19 protein-coding genes are annotated in these 22,047 nt (G+C 39.2%); 15 read left to right on the plus strand and 4 right to left on the minus strand.

Annotation, left to right across the window (positions count from 1 at the left end; all coding sequences use genetic code 11):
- Positions 1 to 18: 18 nt before the first annotated feature.
- The 3 genes from JNUCC52_RS19785 to JNUCC52_RS19795 form a co-directional block, all read right to left on the minus strand.
- Positions 19 to 210: an H-type small acid-soluble spore protein gene (locus JNUCC52_RS19785; RefSeq protein WP_337980623.1), complete on the minus strand. Its 192-nt coding sequence runs from the start codon at positions 208 to 210 to the stop codon at positions 19 to 21.
- A gap of 13 nt (positions 211 to 223) precedes the next feature.
- Positions 224 to 382, minus strand: a complete 159-nt coding sequence (locus JNUCC52_RS19790) for a YfhD family protein (RefSeq protein WP_172772364.1) — start codon at positions 380 to 382, stop codon at positions 224 to 226.
- 165 nt (positions 383 to 547) lie between these two features.
- On the minus strand, positions 548 to 1,954 hold the full coding sequence (locus JNUCC52_RS19795; RefSeq protein ID WP_337980624.1) for a LysM peptidoglycan-binding domain-containing protein: 1,407 nt from the start codon (positions 1,952 to 1,954) through the stop codon (positions 548 to 550).
- A gap of 177 nt (positions 1,955 to 2,131) precedes the next feature.
- Between JNUCC52_RS19795 and JNUCC52_RS19800 the strand changes: the two genes are divergently transcribed.
- From JNUCC52_RS19800 to pheT, 6 genes are all read left to right on the plus strand, one after another.
- The gene (locus JNUCC52_RS19800) at positions 2,132 to 3,481 is read left to right on the plus strand and encodes an FAD-binding oxidoreductase (protein WP_337980625.1); all 1,350 of its coding nucleotides are present in this window, start codon (positions 2,132 to 2,134) and stop codon (positions 3,479 to 3,481) included.
- Between the two features lie 164 nt (positions 3,482 to 3,645).
- Complete coding sequence (locus tag JNUCC52_RS19805) at positions 3,646 to 4,446, plus strand: alpha/beta fold hydrolase (RefSeq protein WP_173477671.1); 801 nt, start codon at positions 3,646 to 3,648, stop codon at positions 4,444 to 4,446.
- Positions 4,447 to 4,474: 28 nt separating this feature from the next.
- Positions 4,475 to 5,464: a sensor domain-containing diguanylate cyclase gene (locus JNUCC52_RS19810; RefSeq protein ID WP_337980626.1), complete on the plus strand. Its 990-nt coding sequence runs from the start codon at positions 4,475 to 4,477 to the stop codon at positions 5,462 to 5,464.
- Positions 5,465 to 5,555: 91 nt separating this feature from the next.
- Entirely contained in the window at positions 5,556 to 6,320 is a 765-nt protein-coding gene (locus tag JNUCC52_RS19815) for a TrmH family RNA methyltransferase (protein WP_172772360.1), read from the plus strand.
- A 551-nt stretch (positions 6,321 to 6,871) separates the two neighbouring features.
- The gene (gene pheS / locus JNUCC52_RS19820) at positions 6,872 to 7,909 is read left to right on the plus strand and encodes a phenylalanine--tRNA ligase subunit alpha (protein ID WP_172772359.1); all 1,038 of its coding nucleotides are present in this window, start codon (positions 6,872 to 6,874) and stop codon (positions 7,907 to 7,909) included.
- Between the two features lie 12 nt (positions 7,910 to 7,921).
- Positions 7,922 to 10,339: a phenylalanine--tRNA ligase subunit beta gene (gene pheT / locus JNUCC52_RS19825; protein WP_337980627.1), complete on the plus strand. Its 2,418-nt coding sequence runs from the start codon at positions 7,922 to 7,924 to the stop codon at positions 10,337 to 10,339.
- A 399-nt stretch (positions 10,340 to 10,738) separates the two neighbouring features.
- On the opposite strand, the gene rnhC is transcribed toward pheT, so the two are convergent.
- Positions 10,739 to 11,665 carry a ribonuclease HIII gene (rnhC, locus tag JNUCC52_RS19830; RefSeq protein ID WP_337980628.1) on the minus strand — a complete coding sequence of 309 codons (927 nt, stop codon included), beginning with the start codon at positions 11,663 to 11,665 and terminating at the stop codon, positions 10,739 to 10,741.
- Positions 11,666 to 11,800: 135 nt separating this feature from the next.
- Here rnhC and zapA point away from each other — a divergent pair, with 135 nt between their 5' ends.
- From zapA to JNUCC52_RS19875, 9 genes are all read left to right on the plus strand, one after another.
- Positions 11,801 to 12,061, plus strand: coding sequence for a cell division protein ZapA (gene zapA / locus JNUCC52_RS19835; RefSeq protein WP_024363855.1), 261 nt, complete (start codon positions 11,801 to 11,803; stop codon positions 12,059 to 12,061).
- A gap of 5 nt (positions 12,062 to 12,066) precedes the next feature.
- A complete protein-coding gene (locus JNUCC52_RS19840; protein WP_139860395.1) occupies positions 12,067 to 12,612 on the plus strand; it encodes a CvpA family protein in 546 nt (181 codons plus the stop codon).
- 191 nt (positions 12,613 to 12,803) lie between these two features.
- The gene (gene polX, locus JNUCC52_RS19845; protein WP_337980629.1) at positions 12,804 to 14,513 is read left to right on the plus strand and encodes a DNA polymerase/3'-5' exonuclease PolX; all 1,710 of its coding nucleotides are present in this window, start codon (positions 12,804 to 12,806) and stop codon (positions 14,511 to 14,513) included.
- A gap of 18 nt (positions 14,514 to 14,531) precedes the next feature.
- Positions 14,532 to 16,898, plus strand: a complete 2,367-nt coding sequence (locus JNUCC52_RS19850) for an endonuclease MutS2 (protein WP_172772356.1) — start codon at positions 14,532 to 14,534, stop codon at positions 16,896 to 16,898.
- A 21-nt stretch (positions 16,899 to 16,919) separates the two neighbouring features.
- Positions 16,920 to 17,333 carry a DUF350 domain-containing protein gene (locus JNUCC52_RS19855; protein ID WP_010860124.1) on the plus strand — a complete coding sequence of 138 codons (414 nt, stop codon included), beginning with the start codon at positions 16,920 to 16,922 and terminating at the stop codon, positions 17,331 to 17,333.
- Positions 17,334 to 17,822: 489 nt separating this feature from the next.
- Positions 17,823 to 19,514 (plus strand): AMP-binding protein, encoded by a 1,692-nt coding sequence (locus JNUCC52_RS19860; RefSeq protein WP_172772355.1) that lies wholly within the window; start codon positions 17,823 to 17,825, stop codon positions 19,512 to 19,514.
- A 268-nt stretch (positions 19,515 to 19,782) separates the two neighbouring features.
- Positions 19,783 to 20,364: a fatty acid metabolism transcriptional regulator FadR gene (fadR, locus tag JNUCC52_RS19865; protein ID WP_172772354.1), complete on the plus strand. Its 582-nt coding sequence runs from the start codon at positions 19,783 to 19,785 to the stop codon at positions 20,362 to 20,364.
- Between the two features lie 14 nt (positions 20,365 to 20,378).
- Positions 20,379 to 21,152: an enoyl-CoA hydratase gene (locus tag JNUCC52_RS19870; protein WP_172772353.1), complete on the plus strand. Its 774-nt coding sequence runs from the start codon at positions 20,379 to 20,381 to the stop codon at positions 21,150 to 21,152.
- A 109-nt stretch (positions 21,153 to 21,261) separates the two neighbouring features.
- On the plus strand, positions 21,262 to 22,035 hold the full coding sequence (locus tag JNUCC52_RS19875) for an electron transfer flavoprotein subunit beta/FixA family protein (RefSeq protein ID WP_172772352.1): 774 nt from the start codon (positions 21,262 to 21,264) through the stop codon (positions 22,033 to 22,035).
- Positions 22,036 to 22,047 lie beyond the last annotated feature (12 nt).

Genomic DNA, 22,047 nt, shown 5'->3' on the forward strand with positions numbered 1-22,047 from the left:
TTTTTTAAGTTGGGTTGTTTAATGAACGAGGTATTCTTCTTTTAGCTCGGAAATTGTGACTTCTGAGCGTTCTTCTAGTGAGCGACGTAAATGAACGGTAGCTGTTTTACCATCATCATGTAACTGATCAATCCAGACAGAAACGCCATTATAGCTCACTTCATATTCCTTTGGAGAGGCAACAATTTCTTGTGCGCGTAGATAATCCAATTGATGTCCCTCCTTATTTTTTTTGCTTATTTTTCGTTACGGAATTAATAAGCTCTGTAAATTCTTGTGAAAATTCTTCTTTTACTTTATTCGGCGCAATTTTTTGGTTTTTTGGCGTTTGCGGTAATGAACCTTTGTTATTGCTTTGCCCTTGCTTATTATCTCTTCCCATAGTTGAGTGCTCCTTTCGCTTTAATATTTCTTAATATGGCTTTGAATTCATATTTTTATCAAGGGAAAAACTAGGGAAACATAAGAATAACATGTAGCAATGCAAAAATATTTAGTGGTTCATTTGCTTATAAAATATCGTGCTGAGGATAAGGATAAAGTATGTTTATTTTTTGATTGAAAAATTATTATCTAACAGTGCCCAGTTTTGTGGGAAAGGAAAACCTAACGCCCAGTAACTAATACCACGTAGATGATATTCCTTAGTTAGGTCAAACTTAGCTTGAGCGCTTCTTGCATCTTCAAACCAAACTTCATGATTGCGTCCTTGCTTGTCAACATAGCGAAAATAAGGGGAATGTGTTGTTAGATCATATTGAATAGTTGCCCCATATTGTTGTGCTCTTGCAACCGCTTCTTGAGGGCTAAATGTTTCTGCTTCCTGACCTTTCACATGTGGAATGAGCCAATCGCGTGCATAAATTTGGAAGCCTAAAAATATTTTATTAGCGGGTATTACTGTTAGCGCATATTCCACAACCTTCCTCATTTCATTAATTGGAGAGATTGCCTGTGGAGGTCCTAGTCGATAGCCCCATTCATATGTCATTAGCACGACAAAATCCACAATTCTGCCATGTGCCTCATAATCATATGCTTCATAAGTTGATCCTGCTGGAGATGGCCCTGTTTTAGGAGCGAGTGCAGTTGAAACTAAAAAGCCTTTCGGATGAAGGCGATCAACGGCTAATTGAAGAAATTGGTTATAGTTTTCTCGATCTGCAGGTAGGACATTTTCGAAGTCTATATTTAGCACTTTATAGCCCTTATCTTCCATGACTTTTAATATATTATCGATGACTTTTTCTGATAATTGTTGATTTGACAATATCACGTGGGTTAAGTTGGACCCGCTTTCTGTAGAAGTGAAGTTCGTTAAGGTTAACATCGGAATAATATTTTGAGAGTTGGCAGCAGTTATCATTGCTTTGTCGTTTAACGGTTCCAATGTTCCATCTTCGTTCATCAAATAAGCAAACGGGCTAAAATACGTAAGTAGAGAGCCTAATGCATTTAGTGACTGTACTGCTTTTTCAGGTGTTTCGTACGTATAGGCATTTATTTCAATAGTAGGTTTCATTCGTGGAATAATTAAATGCGAACCTACATAGATCATATTGGGGTTTGTAATATCGTTTTCCTCTATTATGGCCTGTACGGTTGTATTATAGTCCTTAGCGATTTGCGATAATGTCTCGCCACTTTCTACAACATGAATGATGGGAGGAATAATTAGTTTTGTTCCTGGTGTTAAAAGATCGGGGTTTGTAAGATGATTTACTTGGATAATGGATTGCAGTGACACGTGATATTGTTGGGCAATAGACGACAACGTTTCTCCTTTTTTAACGGTATGTGTTGTAAAAGAAGAAGGTATAACGAGTGATTGTCCAATCACTAATTGATTTGGGTCAGGTAAAGCGTTTAATTGAATAATAGCGCTCATTGGTGCAGCATAGCGGTTCGCAATTTGCCATAGTGTTTCACCAGCGCTTACTACATGTATTAACATTCGGTCTCCTCCTAAATAGGTTTTGTTAATGCATCATATGTAACTAAATATCTACCTAATGATGAAATACAGTGTTATTTTTAAATGTTTAATCATTTCAATACTCATATTTTTTTCTTATTAGTTATACATAGTATAGTAGATGCGAATTGTATCATTAGAGAAAGGAGCTGGACGTTGAAGAAAGTAAAGCTCACAGGAAGAATTGTTAGCCCAGGTGATCCAGATTATGATGAAGCGAGAACAAATAATAATTTAAGTGTGCCAAAATTCCCGAGTAAAATTGTTTTTTGTCAAAGAACTAAAGATGTAATCAATGCGTTAAAGTGGGTTAGGGAAAATAATGAAGATTTTCGAGTAAGGAGCGGACGACATCATTATGAAAACTACTCCTTAGTGAATCACGGTCTGATTATAGATGTCAGTGAAATGGATGATATCACCGTTAATGTGGAAAATGGAACTGCTCGAATTGAGGCTGGTGCAAATCTTGGAAAAGTGTACCGTACATTATGGCAACATCGTATGACAATCCCTGCTGGTACCGAAAGTAGTGTTGGCATTGTGGGCTTGACATTAGGTGGTGGGATTGGGATGTTATCACGTCATTTTGGGCTTACTTGCGATCAATTAATTGAAATTGAAATGGTTAGAGCAAGTGAACATCAAGGAGCAGAGTTAATTCAAGCAAACCGACATGTAAATAGTGACTTGTTTTGGGCTAGTTGTGGCGGTGGTGGGGGCAATTTCGGTGTTGTTACTGCCCTTACGTTCAAGCTTCAACCTATTTCAGACGTTACCCTTTTTGCTATCGTGTGGGAGTGGGATGATTTTGAGATTGCATTTGATGCTTGGCAAAAATGGGCGCCATTTACCGATGAACGCATAACTTCACAAATAGAGCTAAAATCACAGGAAGTGGGCGAAATTGTTGTGCAAGGTTTGTTTGTAGGTGAGGCGTCGGAATTAAAAAAGCTTTTACGCCCTTTAAGGAAAAGTGGTTCACCTACGGAAGTGTGGATAAAAGAAGTACCGTACATAAAAGCGGTACGATTTTTTGATGTTGCAAGCGGCAATCAACCAGCATTCCGCAAACGATCAGGCTCTTTTATTGAAAAACCGTTTCCACATGTGGCAATTGCAAGAATGAAACAATTTTTAGCAAATGCCCCTAATCGAAATGCGAGCATCTGGCAGCAGTCTCTAAGAGGGGCTGTAGGTCAAATTGGATCAAGCAAAACGGCTTTTTATTATAGAACAGCATTGATTGCTCAGGAATATATTACCTCATGGGAAAATCATGAAGCCGAAAATGAAAACGTTCAGTGGGTTGAGGATATAAGAAGAACATTATCTCCTTTTACTATGGGGGATTATGTGAATTTTCCAGATCAATCGATTCAAAATTGGCCTACTGCTTATTATGGACGTAATTTTAGACGTTTACGAGAAGTCAAAACCAAATACGACCCTTACAATGTTTTTACATTCCCTCAAAGTATTCCAACAATTAAAAAGTGGATGTAGCATCAAACAAGTTTTTTAAAATGTCATGACATAAAGAGTAGAGTGCGATTGAAACTTAGCATTCTACTTTTTTTGTGAAGTTTACTATTATTATTTCCTTGATAATTATTGAAAGCACAGTCAAAATGGAGATATTACATATATTTCTAAAAGGGGTAAATGCGATGATGGATGTTGTTGTACGCAATAATGTGAAAATTATTGGAAAAGGGCAGAAACCGATTCTTTTTGCACATGGATTTGGCTGCGATCAAAATATGTGGCGCTATATTACGCCTGCTTTCGAGGAGCAATACCAAATTATTTTGTTTGATTATGTTGGTTCTGGTAATTCAGATTTAAACGCTTATCAATCTGATAAATATCAGTCTCTACAAGGGTACAAGCAAGATGTTTTAGACATAATTGAAGCGCTTGGGCTGCAACAGGTCATTTTTATTGGTCACTCTATTAGTTCAATGATTGGTTTACTTGCATCAATCGAACGCCCTGATTACTTTGAAAAACTAATTATGATTGGACCTTCGCCGCGGTATTTAAATGATGACAATGGCTATGTTGGTGGATTTGAGCTGAGTGATATTACGGAAATATTAGATATGATGGAAATGAATTTTTCAGGTTGGGCTAGCTTTCTAGCACCGATTGCCATGAATAATCCTGACTCTCCTAAACTAACAAAAGAGCTTGAACAAACTTTTAATTCTGCTAACCCACTGATTGCAAGGGAGTTTGCGGAAGTAACGTTTTTATCAGATCATCGAGGCGACTTAACAAAGGCTAGTGTGAGTGTGCCTATTTTAATTATGCAATGTTCGGACGATAGTATCGTTCCAATTGAGGTTGGCGAATATTTGCACAATCATTTAAAAGCCAGTACGTTTCGATTAATGACTGCAAAAGGTCATTATCCTCATATTAGCCATCCTGAGGAAACGATTCAGTTAATTACACAATTTCTGTAATGGAATAAGAAAGGATTATGAATAATTCATGGATAAACGATTGAACTATGCACCTTGTGGATTTATTGCCATTACGCATGATGGAATGATGATAGAGGTGAATCAGACCTTTCTTGAGTGGATAGGTTATGAACGGGTGGATTTATTACACCAGCATATTGAATTGCTAATGTCCAAGCCTAATAAGATGATTTTTCATTCTTATTTTTACCCAACAATAAATCTGAACGATCATGTGGAAGAACTGTTTATCAGTTTAAAGCATCGCGATGGTACTGCGATTCCTTTTCTATTGAATGGTAGGAAGTATATGGTGGGAGAGGCTGAATGTATTGATTGTATTTTAGTGCCTATGAAAAAGCGCATTGATTATGAATTAGAGTTACGCTCAGCTAAAAAGCAATTAGAGGCTGCTTATTTAGAAAAGGATCAGGCTTTAGCTAAATTAGAGCAACTGCATTTGGAAATTGAGCGAAAACAAAATGAGCTTTTAAGCATAAACGCCACATTAGTAGAACTATCCGTTACTGATAAGCTAACAGGATTGAAGAACAGAAGGTTTTTTCAAGAGAAGCTTGAGGAGCAACTTGCTATATTCGATGAAACAGCACAACTATTCTCTCTTTTAATTTTGGATATCGATCATTTTAAAAAGGTAAATGATACATACGGACATCAAGTAGGTGATGAAGTTCTTGCCCAATTGGCACGAATTTTAAATGCGCATGCCCGACAAGATGATGTCGTCGCTCGTTATGGTGGAGAGGAATTTGTTATTATTTTACCTGAAACAGATGTAGATACGTCGAGGACGATTGCTGAGCAAATACGTCGGGTTGTTGAACAGGCGGAATGGCAAACTGGTAAAGTCACGATAAGTATCGGTATTGCGACCGTAACAGAAAAGGATACAGATGCAACGATTTTGAAAAAGGCAGATCAAGCATTATATGTATCGAAAGAGAACGGAAGAAATAGGGTAAGCACTTTTGAGTGCCTGACACCCAAACAATTCTGACAATTGGCTACATTTTGCTGGACTATGTAATTTGTTGTTTTCTACTGTATAATAATGAACAGTAAATAGGAAAAAGGCGGTACGAAAGACGATGAAGAGAATAGAATCTACGCAAAATGCGTTGGTAAAATATTGGAAAAAATTAGCGACTACACGAAAAGAACGTGAGCGTTCAGGTGAGTTTTTAGTTGAGGGATTCCATTTAGTAGAAGAAGCGCTGAAAAATAGTGGTCAAGTGTTACAGCTAATTGTGCGAGAGGGTGTTGACTTACCGATGCTATGGCCAATTGATGATGTGGCAATGGTAGAAGTAACGGCAGCTGTTGCAAAGGAATTTGCTGAGACCGAGACTTCACAAGGTGTGTTTGCTGTTTGTAAGCAAATGACGGTAGAGCAAGATGTCATGGGTTCATGGCGCAAAGTCCTTTTAATCGATGCTGTACAAGATCCAGGTAACATTGGCACAATGATTCGAACAGCAGATGCAGCTGGTTTAGATGCGGTTATACTTGGCAAAGGCTGTGCAGATCTTTATAACCCGAAAACGTTGCGCTCTGCTCAAGGGTCACATTTCCATATTCCAGTGATTCGTGGGGAATTAGAGGATTGGATCGATATGCTTCAGGATAATGGTGTTCCAGTATTTGGAACGGCGCTTGATGAAGATGCTGTCATTTATCATGATATTCAGCATACAGGTGCTTTCGCTATTATGATGGGGAATGAAGGCAGTGGCATTAATCCACAGTTATTAGCAATGACCGATCAAAATATGATTATTCCTATTTTCGGACAAGCAGAATCATTAAATGTCGCTGTTGCAACGGGTATTGTTTTGTATGGATTTGTAAAATAGGTTTTGTTTTACGTGCGTAACACTAGTCAAAACGCCGATAATAAGCTGGCAATCGCCGATGAAACCAGGGCAATCGCCGATAGAATGTCAGGAATAGCCGATAAAACAATGGCAATCGCCGATAGAACGTCAGGAATCGCCGTTAAATCATGTCATACTGCTATAGGGAACAGATGCCCCTTGCTTTGAAGTGGCGTCATAATGTATAATCACATTTAAAATGTAATTAAGTATATTGAAATGCTTTGACCAGGAAGTAGTAAAGATTGTGAATGGACGACAGGGAGCGTAGGCCGAAGATTGAGAGCCAGCGCCGAGCCAATGCAATTTTGAATTCAGCCTGCGAGCAGCTACCGGGACCAGCAAGTGAAACGGCTGTAAAGGTATGCCGGCTTCAATCGAGTCGTTATGTCAATGAAGTGATTGTACGAAGTTGATCGTGCAATAACTAGGGTGGTACCGCGAATATGTCCTCGTCCCTTTTTTGGGGGCGAGGTTTTTTTGTGCCATTTGTGCAAGCGGGCACTTATATGAACAAGGAGGTTTTACACATGGAAGAGCAATTAAAGCAATTAGAGCAAGAAGCGCTAGCGAAAATTGAAGCAGCAGCAAATTTAAAAGAATTAAATGATGTACGTGTCGCTTATTTAGGAAAAAAGGGACCAATCACAGATTTATTAAAAGGCATGGGGAAACTATCGGCTGAAGAGCGTCCGAAAATGGGTGCTTTAGTTAATACGGTTCGTGAAAATGTCACTGCGGTGCTAGAAGCAAAAGTAACTGTTTTAGAAGAAGCAGCTATTGCCGAAAAATTAGCAAGTGAGTCGATTGATGTTACATTACCTGGTCGTGACATTAAAGTAGGGAACCGTCACCCATTAACACGCGTTATCGAAGAAATTGAAGATTTATTTATCGGGATGGGTTATGAAATTGCTGAAGGACCAGAAGTAGAAAAGGATTACTATAACTTTGAAGCTTTAAACTTACCAAAAGGTCACCCTGCTCGTGATATGCAGGATTCGTTCTATATTTCCGAGGAAATATTATTACGTACACATACATCGCCAGTACAGGCACGCACAATGGAAGAGAAAAAAGGCGAATCTATCCGTATCATTTGTCCAGGGAAAGTATTCCGTCGTGATAATGACGACGCAACACACTCTCACCAATTTATGCAAATTGAAGGTTTAGTCATTGGCGAAAATATTCGAATGAGCGACCTTAAAGGTACGTTAGATACGTTAGCGAAAAAAATGTTCGGTGCAGATCGTGAAATACGTTTACGCCCAAGCTTCTTCCCATTCACAGAGCCATCTGTTGAGATGGACATTTCTTGCTTTAAATGCGGCGGCTCAGGCTGTAACGTATGTAAAGGCACAGGTTGGATTGAAATTTTAGGTGCAGGTATGGTACACCCAAATGTGCTTGAAATGGCAGGCTACGATCCGAAGAAAGTTTCTGGTTTCGCATTTGGTATTGGTGCAGAACGTATTGCGATGTTGAAATATGGTGTCGACGATATTCGTCATTTCTATACAAGTGATACACGTTTCTTATCACAATTCGAGCGAACAGAGGCGTAAGGGGGACTATAAATGTTAGTATCATTAGAATGGTTAAAAGATTATGTAAGTACACAGGACTTAGCGCCTGAAGATTTAGCAGAAAAAATTACACGCTCAGGTATTGAAGTAGACGCAGTTATTGACCGTGCTAGCGGCATGGATAAAGTCGTTGTCGGCTATGTTGTGTCAAAGGAGAAGCACCCTGAAGCTGATAAATTAAACATTTGCCAAGTTGATGTTGGAGAAGCAGAGCCACAACAAATTATTTGTGGAGCGCCAAACGTAGATGCAGGGCAAAAAGTAATCGTTGCTCGTCCTGGTGCACATTTACCAGGAGGCATTAAAATTAAAAAAGCAAAACTTCGTGGGCACGAGTCAAACGGCATGATTTGTTCATTACAAGAGCTTGGTATTGAAGGTAAGTTAGTACCGAAAGCTTATGCTGAAGGCATTTATGTGTTGCCAGCAGATGCAGAGGTGGGCTCTGATGCACTAGCGGTTTTAGGTCTTCGTGATACTGTGCTTGAGCTTGGCTTAACACCAAACCGCTCCGATGCGCTTTCAATGCTAGGCGTGGCTTATGAGGTTGGTGCAATTCTGTCAGAAGAAGTAAAGTACCCAGAAATCGAATATCATACATCTTCCGAAAAAGCAGGGGACTTATTAAAGCTTCGCGTGGAAGATTTGCAAGCGAACCCAATGTACGTAGCGAAAGTTGTGAAAAACGTTAAAATTGCAGAGTCACCAATGTGGTTACAGCACCGATTAATGGCAGCTGGAGTACGTCCTCACAATAATGTAGTCGATGTGACAAACTATATTTTAATGGAATATGGTCAACCGCTTCATGCATTTGACTACGATAGCTTAGCTACAGGTGAAATTGTTGTTCGTAAAGCAACAGAAGGTGAAAAAATTACGACTTTAGATGACCAAGAACGTACATTAAAGGCAACTGATTTAGTCATTACTAATGGCAAGGAGCCAGTAGCGATTGCAGGTGTAATGGGTGGAGCAAATTCTGAGGTAACAGAAACGACAACAACTGTAGTTATTGAATCTGCCTATTTCGATGGTTTAACAGTTCGCCAAACTTCACGTAATCTAGGTCTTCGCTCGGATGCATCAGCTCGCTTTGAAAAAGGCGTTGATCCAAACCGAGTAATTCCTGCAGCAGAACGTGCAGCAGCATTACTAGCTGAGTTAGCTGGCGGTGAAGTGTTAGAAGGTACTTGTATCGTTGATGAATTAGATAAAACACCAGCTCGTGTTGTTGTCTCTCCAGACTTTATTAACGAACGTCTTGGCATGAAAATTTCATTAGAAGATATGCTTTCTATTTTAGAGCGTTTAAAATTCGGTGTAGAAGCAGCGAATGGCTTATTAATTATTGATGCACCAACACGTCGACAAGATATTAAAATTGAAGAAGATATCGTTGAAGAAATTGCACGTTTATATGGTTATGATGAAATTCCAATGACTTTACCAGAGGGTGCAAACCAAGTTGGGCAATTGACAGCTTACCAAGCGAATCGTCGTGTCGTGCGTGACTATTTAGAAGGTGCAGGCCTTTATCAGGCTGTTACTTATTCTTTAACATCTGAAGCACTATCACAACGCTTTGCACTAAAAGCTGAGCCTGTAACACGTTTATTAATGCCGATGAGTGAAGACCGTTCAACACTGCGCCAAAGCTTGATTCCACATTTAATTGAAGCAGCAGCCTATAACGTTGCGCGTAAAGCAGATAGCGTAGCATTATATGAAGTTGGTTCTGTGTTCCTTGGTCAAACAGAAGAGGGGCTACCTTTTGAAGAAGAGCATGTAGCTGCTGTTTTAACAGGTAAATGGTTAGATCATGCTTGGCAAGGTGAGAAAAAGGAAGTAGACTTCTTTGTACTAAAAGGAATTATTGAGGGTGTCATTGGCAAGCTTGGATTAACAGATCGCATTGCATTTGTTAAAACAGAGGTAGCTGGCTTACATCCTGGACGAACAGCAAGTATTTTATTAGACGGAGAACAAGTTGGTATTATCGGTGGCTTACATCCTGCAGAACAAAAGTCATGGGGTGTCAAAGATACGTATGTAATGGAAATGAATTTAGTAGCATTACTTCATGCGAATGCAAGTGAAGCACCACTTGGTTATAAAGCGGTTCCTCGTTTCCCTGCGATGTCTCGTGATATCGCGCTTGTTATGGACCGTGCAACAGCAGCAGGTGAAGTAATTACTGCGATACGTTCAGCGGGTGTGAAGCTGTTGAAGGACATTCGCGTGTTTGATGTCTATGAAGGTGAAAAAATGGAAGCAGGTAAAAAATCTGTTGCCTTCTCATTAACATACTTCGATCCAGAACGAACATTAACAGATGATGAGGTAGTTGCAGCACATAACAAAGTGTTAAAAACAATTGCTACAATTGAAGGAACAGAAGTACGTTAATTTATACTAATTTAACAAGCTGTTTCGAAATTAGAGACAGCTTAGAGTGTCGACAAAAGGCACCAAGAAATTACTCTTGGTGCCTTTTGTCTTTTTTAATACCTATTAAGTTAATTGGAGCGAAGGGCCCGCGGAAAGCGTCAGCCCGTAGCGGAAATCAATGTAATAGTCCTAAATATATTGAGTGGTTGAAAAGAGCAACTATCGAATACATTTAATTTTTATCTTTTGGAAAAGCATGCAATCTAGTTGATTGGAGCGAAGGGCTGGCGACTCCTGCGGGAACGCACGCCACGTAAGACGCAACAATCCGCGCGATAGCGAGGGTTGCGGCTTACGGTGTGCCCGCGGAAAGCGTCAGCCCGTAGCGGAAATCAACGTAATAAGACCTCTATATATTTATTTTAACTTCCGAGCCTTTTCTGTATTAGCAAAATGCCATTTTGTGATGGAGCGCAAAAATTCCTCCCCTTGTCCACGCCAAATTCGGGCAGCTAGTGCATCAACTTTACTTGATGCCCCTTTTTGTAACTCTATGCCAGCAAGCTCACTTAGTCGATCCATTTCCTTTAAGAATGCAGCGCGAGCTAAAATCGAAGCAGTAGCAACTGAAACATGTAATTGTTCAGCTTTCGTTGAAAATAGTACATCCTCTTTTACAATGTCCCGCTCATTTTTTAAATAATTGTAATAGACGCCGCGTTCAGCAAACTGATCAATTAAAATATGCGTAGGTTTTTCAGGTGCCATTTTTGACAGTGTATTGCCGAGCGCCTTATTATGCATCATTGCTTTCATTTTACCCTGAGAGTAGCCACGTGCTTGTAATACATTATATTTTTCATTGCGCAATACGAGTACGCTATGGATACATGCTGCACGTAAATCAGGTGCTATTTTGCGCATATAGTCATCAGTAAGCATTTTAGAATCTTTAACACCGAGCTCATTTATTAGTTCTATTTTTGTAGAAGGAACGTAAACTGCAGCGACTGTTATAGGACCAAAATAATCGCCTGTCCCCGTTTCATCGGAGCCTAACACAGACATTGAGGCAAAGCCTTCTGGAAGCGTATCGCCTTTTGCTCCAATGGTTGAGGACTTTTGAGTAGTTGCTACCCCAGTGGCACCCCAACGTGCGGCTTCTCGCTCAGCTCCCCCGCCTTGGAACATACATTTCCCTGATTTATACATCGTAATAGCTGTATCAGGAAGTTTTGCGGCAAACACCACACCTGGTGCTTTTCGCTCCACAAAATAACTTGCGTAATAAGACATCACCTCTTTTTGTGCATTTGTTGAAATTAATAGTACAATATTTGACATTTAACCGTTCCTTTCTATCCTCATTGTTCACAATTTTATACCTTTCATGTTATGATAATATATAGCTTTTTTGTGTGGACGTTGCTCATTACTGTCAAAATCGTGAGCAAAATGATTTTATTGGAGGGTGCGACTATGGAAAATCAAGAAAAGAATAAAATTTCTGTGGAAATATATGGTCATACATATAAAATGGTCGGCTCCGAATCCATTGGACACATGCGACTTGTCGCTTCTATTGTTGATGACCGTATGCGCGAAATGAATTTACATAATCCCTCACTTGATAGCACAAAGCTTGCCGTCCTTACAGCCGTAAATACGGTGCACGATTATTTACTCTTAAAAGAGCAAATAGAATTACTAGAAGAAGAATTGAAAAAATTAAAGGGTTGAAGTGAATGCTAGATTTAATCATATTAGTAGTTCTATTAGTTGGACTGCTAGTGGGGGCAAAACGTGGCTTCATTGTACAAATGATGCATATTGTCAGCTTTGTCGTTGCCCTAATTGTTGCGTATATTTATTATAAGCCATTAGCACAGAAATTTGTGTTTTGGGTGCCATATCCAGGTGTAACGGATTCAGGAAGCCTCGGGGTTGTCATTGATAGCTTAGATTTAGACCGCACGTTTTACCGTGTTATTGCATTTGCGGTTATTTTCTTTGCAGTGAAAATTTCATTGCAAATTGTGGCGTCTATTTTTGACTTTATTGCCTATCTACCTGTGCTTAATACGGTGAACCGTTGGCTTGGTGCACTGCTTGGCGTAATTGAAAATTATTTAATTTTGTTTATTGTGTTGTATGTTTTGGCATTAGTACCAATTGATTTAGTACAAAATTTAATGTCGAAGTCGTTCTTATCAGGCCTCATTTTGGAGCATACGCCGATTATTACAAAGATGTTCCAAAATTGGTGGTATATTTATCTCCATGCTTCATAACAATTTGGCATCTACGCATGGAAAACTGAATGTAGTGTTCACTTGTTTGTCCGTAGAAATCTGCTGAAATGGCGAAGTTGTTGTTAAGGGCACAGCTGTTTTGTGCGCAGAGCCGCAATGAATAGGCAATAGTAATCGATGCACTTCTCTCGGACTAGAGGGAAGTGTTTTTACGATAGGAGGAATTCTAAATGAACAAAAAGACAATTATTCGAACACTAGAGAAAATTGCTTTATATATGGAGCTACAAGGTGAAAATCCCTTCAAGGTATCCGCCTTCCGAAAGGCAGCTGCCGCACTTGAAACAGACGAACGCTCCCTAAGTGAAATGGAAGATGTGACAAAGCTTAAAGGAATTGGGAAAGGCACAGCTGCTGTTATTGAAGATTTGATTGAGACTGGAGAATCTAGTCTTTTAAAAGAATTACAAGATATTGTGCCAAAAGGATTACTACCGCTATTAAAGTTGCCAGGTTTAGGTGGCAAAAAAATTGCCAAGCTTCATCAAGAGCTAGGCATTGACTCTGCTGAAAGCTTACAAGCTGCATGTGAGGCTGGCAAAGTGCGCGAGCTAGCGGGCTTTGCAGCGAAAACAGAAGAAAAAATTTTAAAGGAACTTGCGAACTTTGCCAATCGTTCGGAACGTTTGCCAATTTGGCTGCTAGAGCCTGTTGTTTTACAAATTGAAGCACTTCTCGGTAGTATGGAGGAAGTGACACGTTTCTCAGTAGCTGGAAGCTTCCGTCGTGCTTCAGAAACGAGTAAAGATATCGATTTTATCGTTGTAACGGAAGCGATTGAAGTAGTCCGTGAAAAGTTATTGAGTGAACTTGCAATTCAGGAAGTCGTCGCTGCAGGCGATACAAAAATTTCAGTTGTTTTAGATTTAGATGAACCGATAAGTGTTGATTTTCGATTAGTGAAAGATGTTGAATATGCAACAGCTTTGCACCATTTTACTGGCTCAAAGGATCATAATGTGCGTATGCGTCAGCTTGCAAAGACGCGTGGGGAGAAAATTAGTGAATATGGTGTAGAGCAAGCAGATGGCACTGTACTGACATTTACAGATGAAGCGGCATTTTTTGACCATTTTGATATGCCATTTATTCCACCTAGCTTACGAACAGGATCAACAGAATTTGATCGCCAAAGTGAAGTGAAGGATTTAGTGAAGCTGGAGGATATTGTAGCTGATTTGCATATGCATACGACATGGTCAGATGGTGGATATGCCGTTGCTGAAATGGGAGAGGCATTAATTTCTCGTGGTTATCACTATGGCGTTATTACCGATCACTCCCAGTATTTAAAAGTGGCGAATGGTTTAACACCTGCACGTTTAGTGAAGCAACGAGCGGAAATTGAAGCATTTAACGAAACACATCCAGACTTTTATTTATATGCAGGAACAGAGATGGATATTTTACCAGATGGTTCGTTGGATTTTGATGATGACGTACTAAAAAAATTAGATTTTGTAATAGCCTCAATTCACTCCAGTTTTACGCAGTCACAAGATAAAATTATGGCGCGTTTACACACGGCAATGCAAAATCCGTATGTTCATATGATTGCCCATCCAACGGGTCGCATTATTGAGGATCGGGCTGGTTATAATCCAGATATTGCACAGTTAATTGAATGGGCGAAGGAATATGGTAAAATTTTAGAGTTAAACGCAAATCCATATCGTTTAGATTTATGTGTGGAGCACTTAGAAATGGCGGTTGCAGCAGGGGTACCTGTCGCGATTAATACCGATGCGCATGATATCGCTCATTTACGTTTTATGGATATAGGTGTGCGCTACGCAAATAAGGCATGGCTGAAAAAAGATATGATTGTCAACACATGGACGCGCGAACAGTTTGAGGCGTTTATTCGACGAAATAAATAGGTTGAGGAGGTGTTCTCAGTGATCGCAAACCGCGCATTAAAAACACTAGAATATGATAAAGTACGTCAACAAGTGGCTACATACTGTACTTCATCAATTGGCAAATCAGCCATTGATGAGCTTGTACCACAAACAGACTATGAAAAAGTAGTTCAGTTACTAGAAGAAATGGATGAAGGGCTATCCATTTTACGTGTAAAAGGTAATGTCCCAATGGGTGGTATTTTCGATGTTCGACCTGCTGCAAGACGTGCACAAATCGGCGGGATGCTTTCAGCGATGGAATTAATGGAAGTATCAAGTACGATTCGAGCTAGCCGTATTTTGCGCAATTTCCTAGAGGACTTAGAGTCAGAGGAAATCATTGAAATTCCTCATTTCATTGCTAAAAAGGAAATGATGCCCGTATTAACAGGATTACAGCATGAAATTAATAACTGTATTGACGATAATGGTGCTGTTTTAGATTCAGCAAGTCCAACATTGCGTTCTATTCGTCAATCTTTGCGTGCTGAAGAGGCTAAAGTGCGTTCGAGACTAGAAAGTCTAACTCGTGGTAGCAATGCATCAAAAATGCTGTCAGATGCCATTGTTACGATTCGAAACGACCGTTATGTAATTCCAGTTAAGCAAGAATATCGACATCATTACGGTGGCATTGTGCACGATCAATCGTCATCTGGCCAAACGTTATTTATCGAACCAGATTCAGTTGTACAAGCAAATAATGAAATTCATCGACTTAAGATGAAAGAACAAACGGAAATTGATCGTATTTTACTTGCTTTAAGTGCGATGGTTGAGGAAGTTGCACCCGATTTATTTAACTTAGTGAAACTATTAGGTGAGATTGATGTCATTTTAGCAAAAGGTAAATATGGCCAAGCCAATAAATGCACGATGCCAAAGATGAACAAGGACGGGTATATCCGACTTGTAAGAGCACGTCATCCACTTTTACCTATTGAAACGGCAGTTGCTAATGATATCGAATTCGGTAGAGACATTACAGCAATTGTCATTACAGGGCCTAATACGGGTGGTAAGACTGTGACGTTAAAAACAGTTGGTCTTTGTACATTAATGGCGCAGGCAGGCTTACCAGTGCCCGCATTAGATGGTTCAGAGCTAGCGGTATTTGAGCAGCTTTTTGCTGATATCGGTGATGAACAATCAATTGAACAATCGCTTTCTACATTTTCATCTCATATGGTAAACATCGTCGACATTTTACAGCAATTCGATCACGAATCATTGGTGTTATTTGATGAATTAGGTGCAGGAACAGACCCTCAAGAAGGTGCTGCCTTAGCTATTTCCATTTTGGATGAAGTGCATGGACGTGGTGCGCGTGTAATGGCAACAACGCACTATCCCGAATTAAAAGCATATGGCTACAATCGACCTGGCGTTGCCAATGCGAGTGTAGAATTTGATATCGAAACATTAAGTCCGACATATCGCCTACTTATTGGTGTACCAGGTCGTTCTAATGCATTTGAAATTTCTAGTCGTCTTGGCTTACCAGAGTCCATTATTGATCGTGCTAAAAGCTTCACAGGTACGGACCGTCATGAGGTGGAGTCTATGATTGCTTCCTTAGAAGAAACGAGACGCCAATCAGAGGATGATGCGGAGCGCTCCCATGATTTACTTTTAGAGTCTGAGGCACTGCGCAAAGAGCTACAAGATAAGCTGCAAGCATATGATGAGCGCAAAGAAGCACTCGATAAAAAAGCGAAAGAAAAAGCACGTAAAATTGTGGAAGATGCAAAAAGAGAAGCAGAAACCATTATTACCGAGCTTCGTGAAATGCGCAAAAATGCCGATCAAGTAGTAAAAGAACATGAGTTAATTGAGGCGCGTAAACGTTTAGAAGAGGCGACACCCCTTGAGCATAACAAAGTATTGAAAAAAGCAGCGCAAGTGAAGGCGCGTGCGCAAAACTTGGTTGTAGGTGATGAGGTAAAGGTGTTAAGCTATGGACAACGAGGAACTTTACTTGAAAAAGTCTCTGATGCTGAATGGGTTGTCCAAATGGGCATTTTAAAAATGAAAATTGCCGATACAGATATAGAATACATTAAACCAGAGAAAGAGCCTGTTCAACGTGTTTCTGGTGTGAAAAATCGAGATAGCCATGTGAAATTAGAATTAGATTTACGTGGAGAGCGCTATGAGGATGCGATCATTCGCACTGAAAAATATATAGATGATGCGCTGCTTTCAAACTATGGTCGCGTGTCGATTATTCACGGTGTTGGGACAGGAGCATTGCGTCAGGGCATACAAAGTTACCTGAAAAAACATAAACGGGTGAAGTCCTTCCGTTTTGGAGAAGCAGGCGAAGGTGGATTTGGCGTTACTGTTGTGGAATTGAAATAAGCTGTAAAGGGGACGGAGAAAATGCTAAATTCTAGCTTTTGGCGATATCCAATTATCGAAACGGCAGGATATTTTAGTGTTGTTGTGTTATGTTTAGTCGTCTCGATGGCATTGTTCGAAGTCGTTACGAAATATAAAAACTGGGAAGAAATAAAAAATGGTAATGTAGCTGTGGCGCTTGCAACTGGCGGTAAAATATTAGGGATTTGCAATATTTTCCGTTATTCGATTGCACGTCATAGTACGCTGAGTGAAATGATTGGTTGGGGACTATTTGGCTTTACGTTACTCATCGTGGCGTATTTCTTATTTGAATTTATGACACCCCGTTTTAACGTGGATCAGGAAATTGCCAATGACAATCGCTCAGTAGGCTTTATTTCCTTTACGATTTCAGTCGGACTATCGTTCGTTATTGGGGCAAGTATTGCATAGGAGTGTACTGAGATGGAAAAATTAGCGAAAGTTCTAATCGTAGTCTGCATCGCATTTTTGGCAGTCGGTATTTACTATATGTTGACCGTATAATTTTATAATGTAGCCTCCATAATGTGAGGAAGTATCTAGCTTTAGAGAAACTTGAACTTTCAAGTTTTTCTAAAGCTTTTTTTGTATAGAAAATCGTCAATCGCTAATAGAGGAAGTCTATTTTTTTTACAAGATGATAGAAAAATTTTTATAAAATTATTTTTTAAATATAGGAATAGCAAGCGCATGAATTGAATAAAAAATGAAACAATGAATGAGCATTCATAAGGAGAAGCGACTAAAAACCCTTTATGTGGTAGTTATATAAATGTTGTTAAATGCATAATAATTAATCGAAAATACATTTATTTTCTATTTTGTGTTTGAAAGTACATTTCTTTTTCATTATAATTAAATTAAGAATTTACAAAGTTTGGGACAAAGGGGAGAGGACGTATGACAGCAAAACCATGGCTAGCAAATTATCCTGAAGAAGTACCACCGTCTTTAACGTTTGAGGAAATTCCTGTGCAAGAGTTTTTGACACGTGCCTATCAAAAGAAACCATCTAAAGTGGCCATTCATTTTATGGGTAAGGATTTAACGTACACCGAGTTATATGAGTCCGCACTTAAGTTCGCGAACTATTTACAAGCACTTGGTGTAGAAAAGGGAGACCGTGTGGCAATTATGTTACCAAATACGCCACAAAGTGTAATCGCTTACTATGGGGCGATGTATGCTGGAGCGGTCGTAGTACAGACAAATCCACTTTACACTGAACGTGAATTGCAATATCAATTGATGGATTCAGGTGCGAAGGTCATTTTAGTCATGGATATTTTATATCCGCGAGTGATGAAAATCATGAAAGAAACGGCTCTTGAAAATGTCATTGTAACCGCAATCAAAGACTACTTACCATTCCCAAAAAACTTAGTATATCCATTTATCCAAAAAAAGCAGTATGGCTTTAGTGTGAAAGTTGAGCATAGTGGACAAAATCATTTATTTACAGAAATTATGAAATCCTCACCTGTAAAAATGATTGAAATGCCATTTGATTTTGAAGAAGATCTTGCATTACTTCAGTATACAGGCGGGACGACAGGGTATCCGAAAGGTGTTATGCTAACGCATAAAAACTTAATTGCCAATACGACAATGTGTGACGCTTGGATGTATAAATGTGTCCATGGTGAGGAAACGATAATGGGTGTGCTTCCATTTTTCCATGTTTATGGAATGACAACTGTCATGTTGCTTTCTGTTTTCACTCAAAATAGAATGGTATTATTACCGAAGTTTGATGCTGAAACAGCTTTGAAAACGATTGATAAGCAAAAGCCAACGTTGTTTCCTGGTGCACCGACATTGTATATTGGTTTATTAAATCATCCAGATATTGCGAAATATGATTTATCGTCTATTAAAGCATGTCTAAGTGGTTCGGCTTCGCTGCCTGTAGAAGTACAGGAGCAATTTGAGGCAGTAACAGGTGGGAAACTAGTAGAAGGTTACGGGTTAACCGAAACTTCTCCAGTAACGCACGCAACACCAATTTGGGGTAACCGTGTTATAGGTTCAGTAGGTTTACCGTGGCCGAATACTGATTCTGTCATATTACGTACAGGAGATACGGAACAGCTTGCCATAGGTGAAGTGGGCGAAATTGCTGTAAAAGGCCCGCAAGTTATGAAGGGCTATTGGAATCGTCCTGAAGATACGGCAGCAACGTTTGCAGATGGTTGGTTCTTAACGGGTGATTTAGGCTATATGGATGAAAAAGGTTACTTCTATGTAGTTGACCGAAAGAAAGATTTAATTATAGCGGGTGGCTTTAATATTTATCCTCGTGAAGTCGAAGAAGTATTATATGAGCGTGAAGAAATTCAAGAATGTGTAGTTGCAGGTATTCCTGATCCGTATCGAGGGGAAACAGTAAAAGCTTATATTGTTGTAAAAGAAGGATATTCGATTACGGAAGACGAATTAAATAAATATTGCCGTCAACACTTAGCTGCTTTTAAAGTACCGCGCTATTATGAATTCCGTGACGAGTTACCAAAAACAGCAGTCGGAAAAATTTTACGCCGTACTTTAGTAGAGGAAGAAAAAACAAAAATGGCGAATAAAGAAGCAAAATAACTACGTGGTAAAGTATTGACAAGCGTGAATGTAAAATATAATATGAAAATATGAATGAATAACCATTCATATTTTCATATTTTTTGTTTCTTGAAAACCACGCCATGTAAATCATGAAGAATCGGCTCAAAATTTTGTTTCGAAATTTCAGTGTTAAAAGAATTTCAAAGTGTCATATAAATAGGCAAATCATTCGCTTAACGATACGTCTAATATGTGACAAAAAATAATAAGGTGTGCGTATGTTTTTGTAGGTGGTGATTTAAAAATGAAGCGAGATAAGCCGAAATATAAGCAAATTATTGATGCAGCTGTCTTCGTTATTGCAGAAAATGGTTATCACCAAGCGCAAGTATCGAAGATTGCTAAACAAGCTGGAGTAGCCGACGGAACAATCTATTTATATTTTAAAAATAAAGAAGATATATTAATTTCTGTCTTTAATGAAAAAATGGCTGTTTTTGTAGAGTCATTACAAGATATAATAGAAAATGGAAGTACGTCGAAAGACAAACTTTCACGAATGATTGAAAATCATTTTAGTGTTCTAGCTACAGATCGATCACTTGCGACCGTTACACAATTAGAACTTCGCCAATCAAATAAAGATTTACGACAGAAGATCAATGGTGTATTAAGAGATTATTTACAATTACTTGATCAGATTCTAATTGAAGGTATGGTTTCAGGTGAGTTCAATCAAACGATGGATGTTCGCTTAGCGCGACAAATGGTATTTGGAACAATTGACGAAACCATTACGTCTTGGGTTATGAATGACTATCGATATGATTTGATAGAACAAGTTCCGAAAGTTCAGGCATTGATTCTGAACGGCATTAAAGCATAAAAGGATGTGGAGAAATGGAATTTCTAAGTTGGAAAGTAGAAGATGGAGTTGCAATTATTACGATTGCACGTCCACCAGCAAACGCATTATCTCGCGGAATCATTGCTGAAGTCAATGCTGTACTAGATGCTGTAGAAAACGATGACGCAGTACGTGTCCTTGTACTTCATGGTGAAGGCCGTTTCTTCTCAGCAGGTGCAGACATTAAGGAATTTACAGAAGTTAATTCAGGGGAAGAGTTTACGAAACTTGCAGGCAATGGTCAACAAGTCTTTGAACGTGTTGAGTCGTTCTCTAAGCCTGTCATCGCCGCAATTCATGGTGCTGCACTTGGCGGTGGTCTAGAGCTAGCTATGAGCTGTCATATGCGTTTTGTAACGGAATCTGCGAAATTAGGATTGCCTGAACTACAACTAGGACTTATTCCAGGATTCGGTGGCACACAACGTTTACCACGCTATGTAGGGGTAGCTAAAGCAGCAGAAATGTTGTTTACAAGCGATCCTATTTCAGGTACAGAAGCTGTGCAATGGGGACTAGCAAACCGTGCTTTTACAGATGAAGTATTATTGGAGGAAACACTAAAGGTAGCGAAAAAAATTGCGAAGAAAAGCCCAATTGCATTAAAAGAAGCAATTCAAGCATTGCAATATGCGAAACATGCTTCATTTTATGAGGGTATTCAAGCAGAGGCTAAATCATTTGGTACAGTATTTGTATCAGAAGATGCGAAAGAAGGAATTCAAGCATTTATTGAAAAACGCGAGCCTGTGTTTACTGGCAAATAGTTTTCCATCAGTATAGTTAACCACTTAAGGGGAGTTTATCTAGACTGAAAATATATAATATTTACAAGTTTACTTGGGAATTTAAAAAACGTTGCAGGGGGTATGAAATATGAATATTTTTGCATTAATTAAACGTACGTTTGATACAGAAGAAAAAATCGTAGTGTCGGGTGGTAAAATCCAAGAGGACGGCGCTGAATTCATTATTAATCCTTATGATGAGTATGCAATTGAAGAGGCAATCCAAGTTCGTGATGCAGCTGGTGGTAAAGTAACAGTTGTGACTATCGGTGGCGAGGATGCAGAAAAACAATTGCGTACTGCGTTAGCAATGGGTGCAGATGAAGCGGTTCTTATTAATACTGAAGATGATCTAGATGAGTTAGATCAAAATGCAGCTGCTTATATTTTAGCTGAATACTTAAAAGATAAAGATGCTGATTTAATTTTAACAGGAAATGTGGCAATTGACGGTGGTTCTGGTCAAGTAGGTCCACGTGTTGCAGATTTATTAGGCATCAACTACGTTACAACAATTACAAACCTTGAAATCGATGGCACAACTGCAAAAATCGTGCGCGATATCGAGGGTGATTCTGAAGTGATTGAAACGTCTTTACCACTTTTAGTAACTGCTCAACAAGGTCTAAATGAGCCACGTTACCCATCATTACCAGGCATTATGAAAGCGAAGAAGAAACCGCTTGCAGAGCTGGAATTAGATGATTTAGATATCGATGAAGATGATGTTGAAGTAAAAGTAGAAACAGTCGACATTTACTTACCAGCTCAAAAAGCAGCAGGCCGTATTTTAGAAGGTGAGCTGTCTGATCAAGCAAAAGAGCTAGTCAACCTACTTCATTCAGAAGCGAAAGTTGTTTAAGTGTTAGCGCAA

The sequence above is a fragment of the Lysinibacillus sp. JNUCC-52 genome, assembly GCF_015999545.1.
In the GTDB taxonomy this organism is placed as follows: Bacteria; Bacillota; Bacilli; order Bacillales_A; family Planococcaceae; genus Lysinibacillus.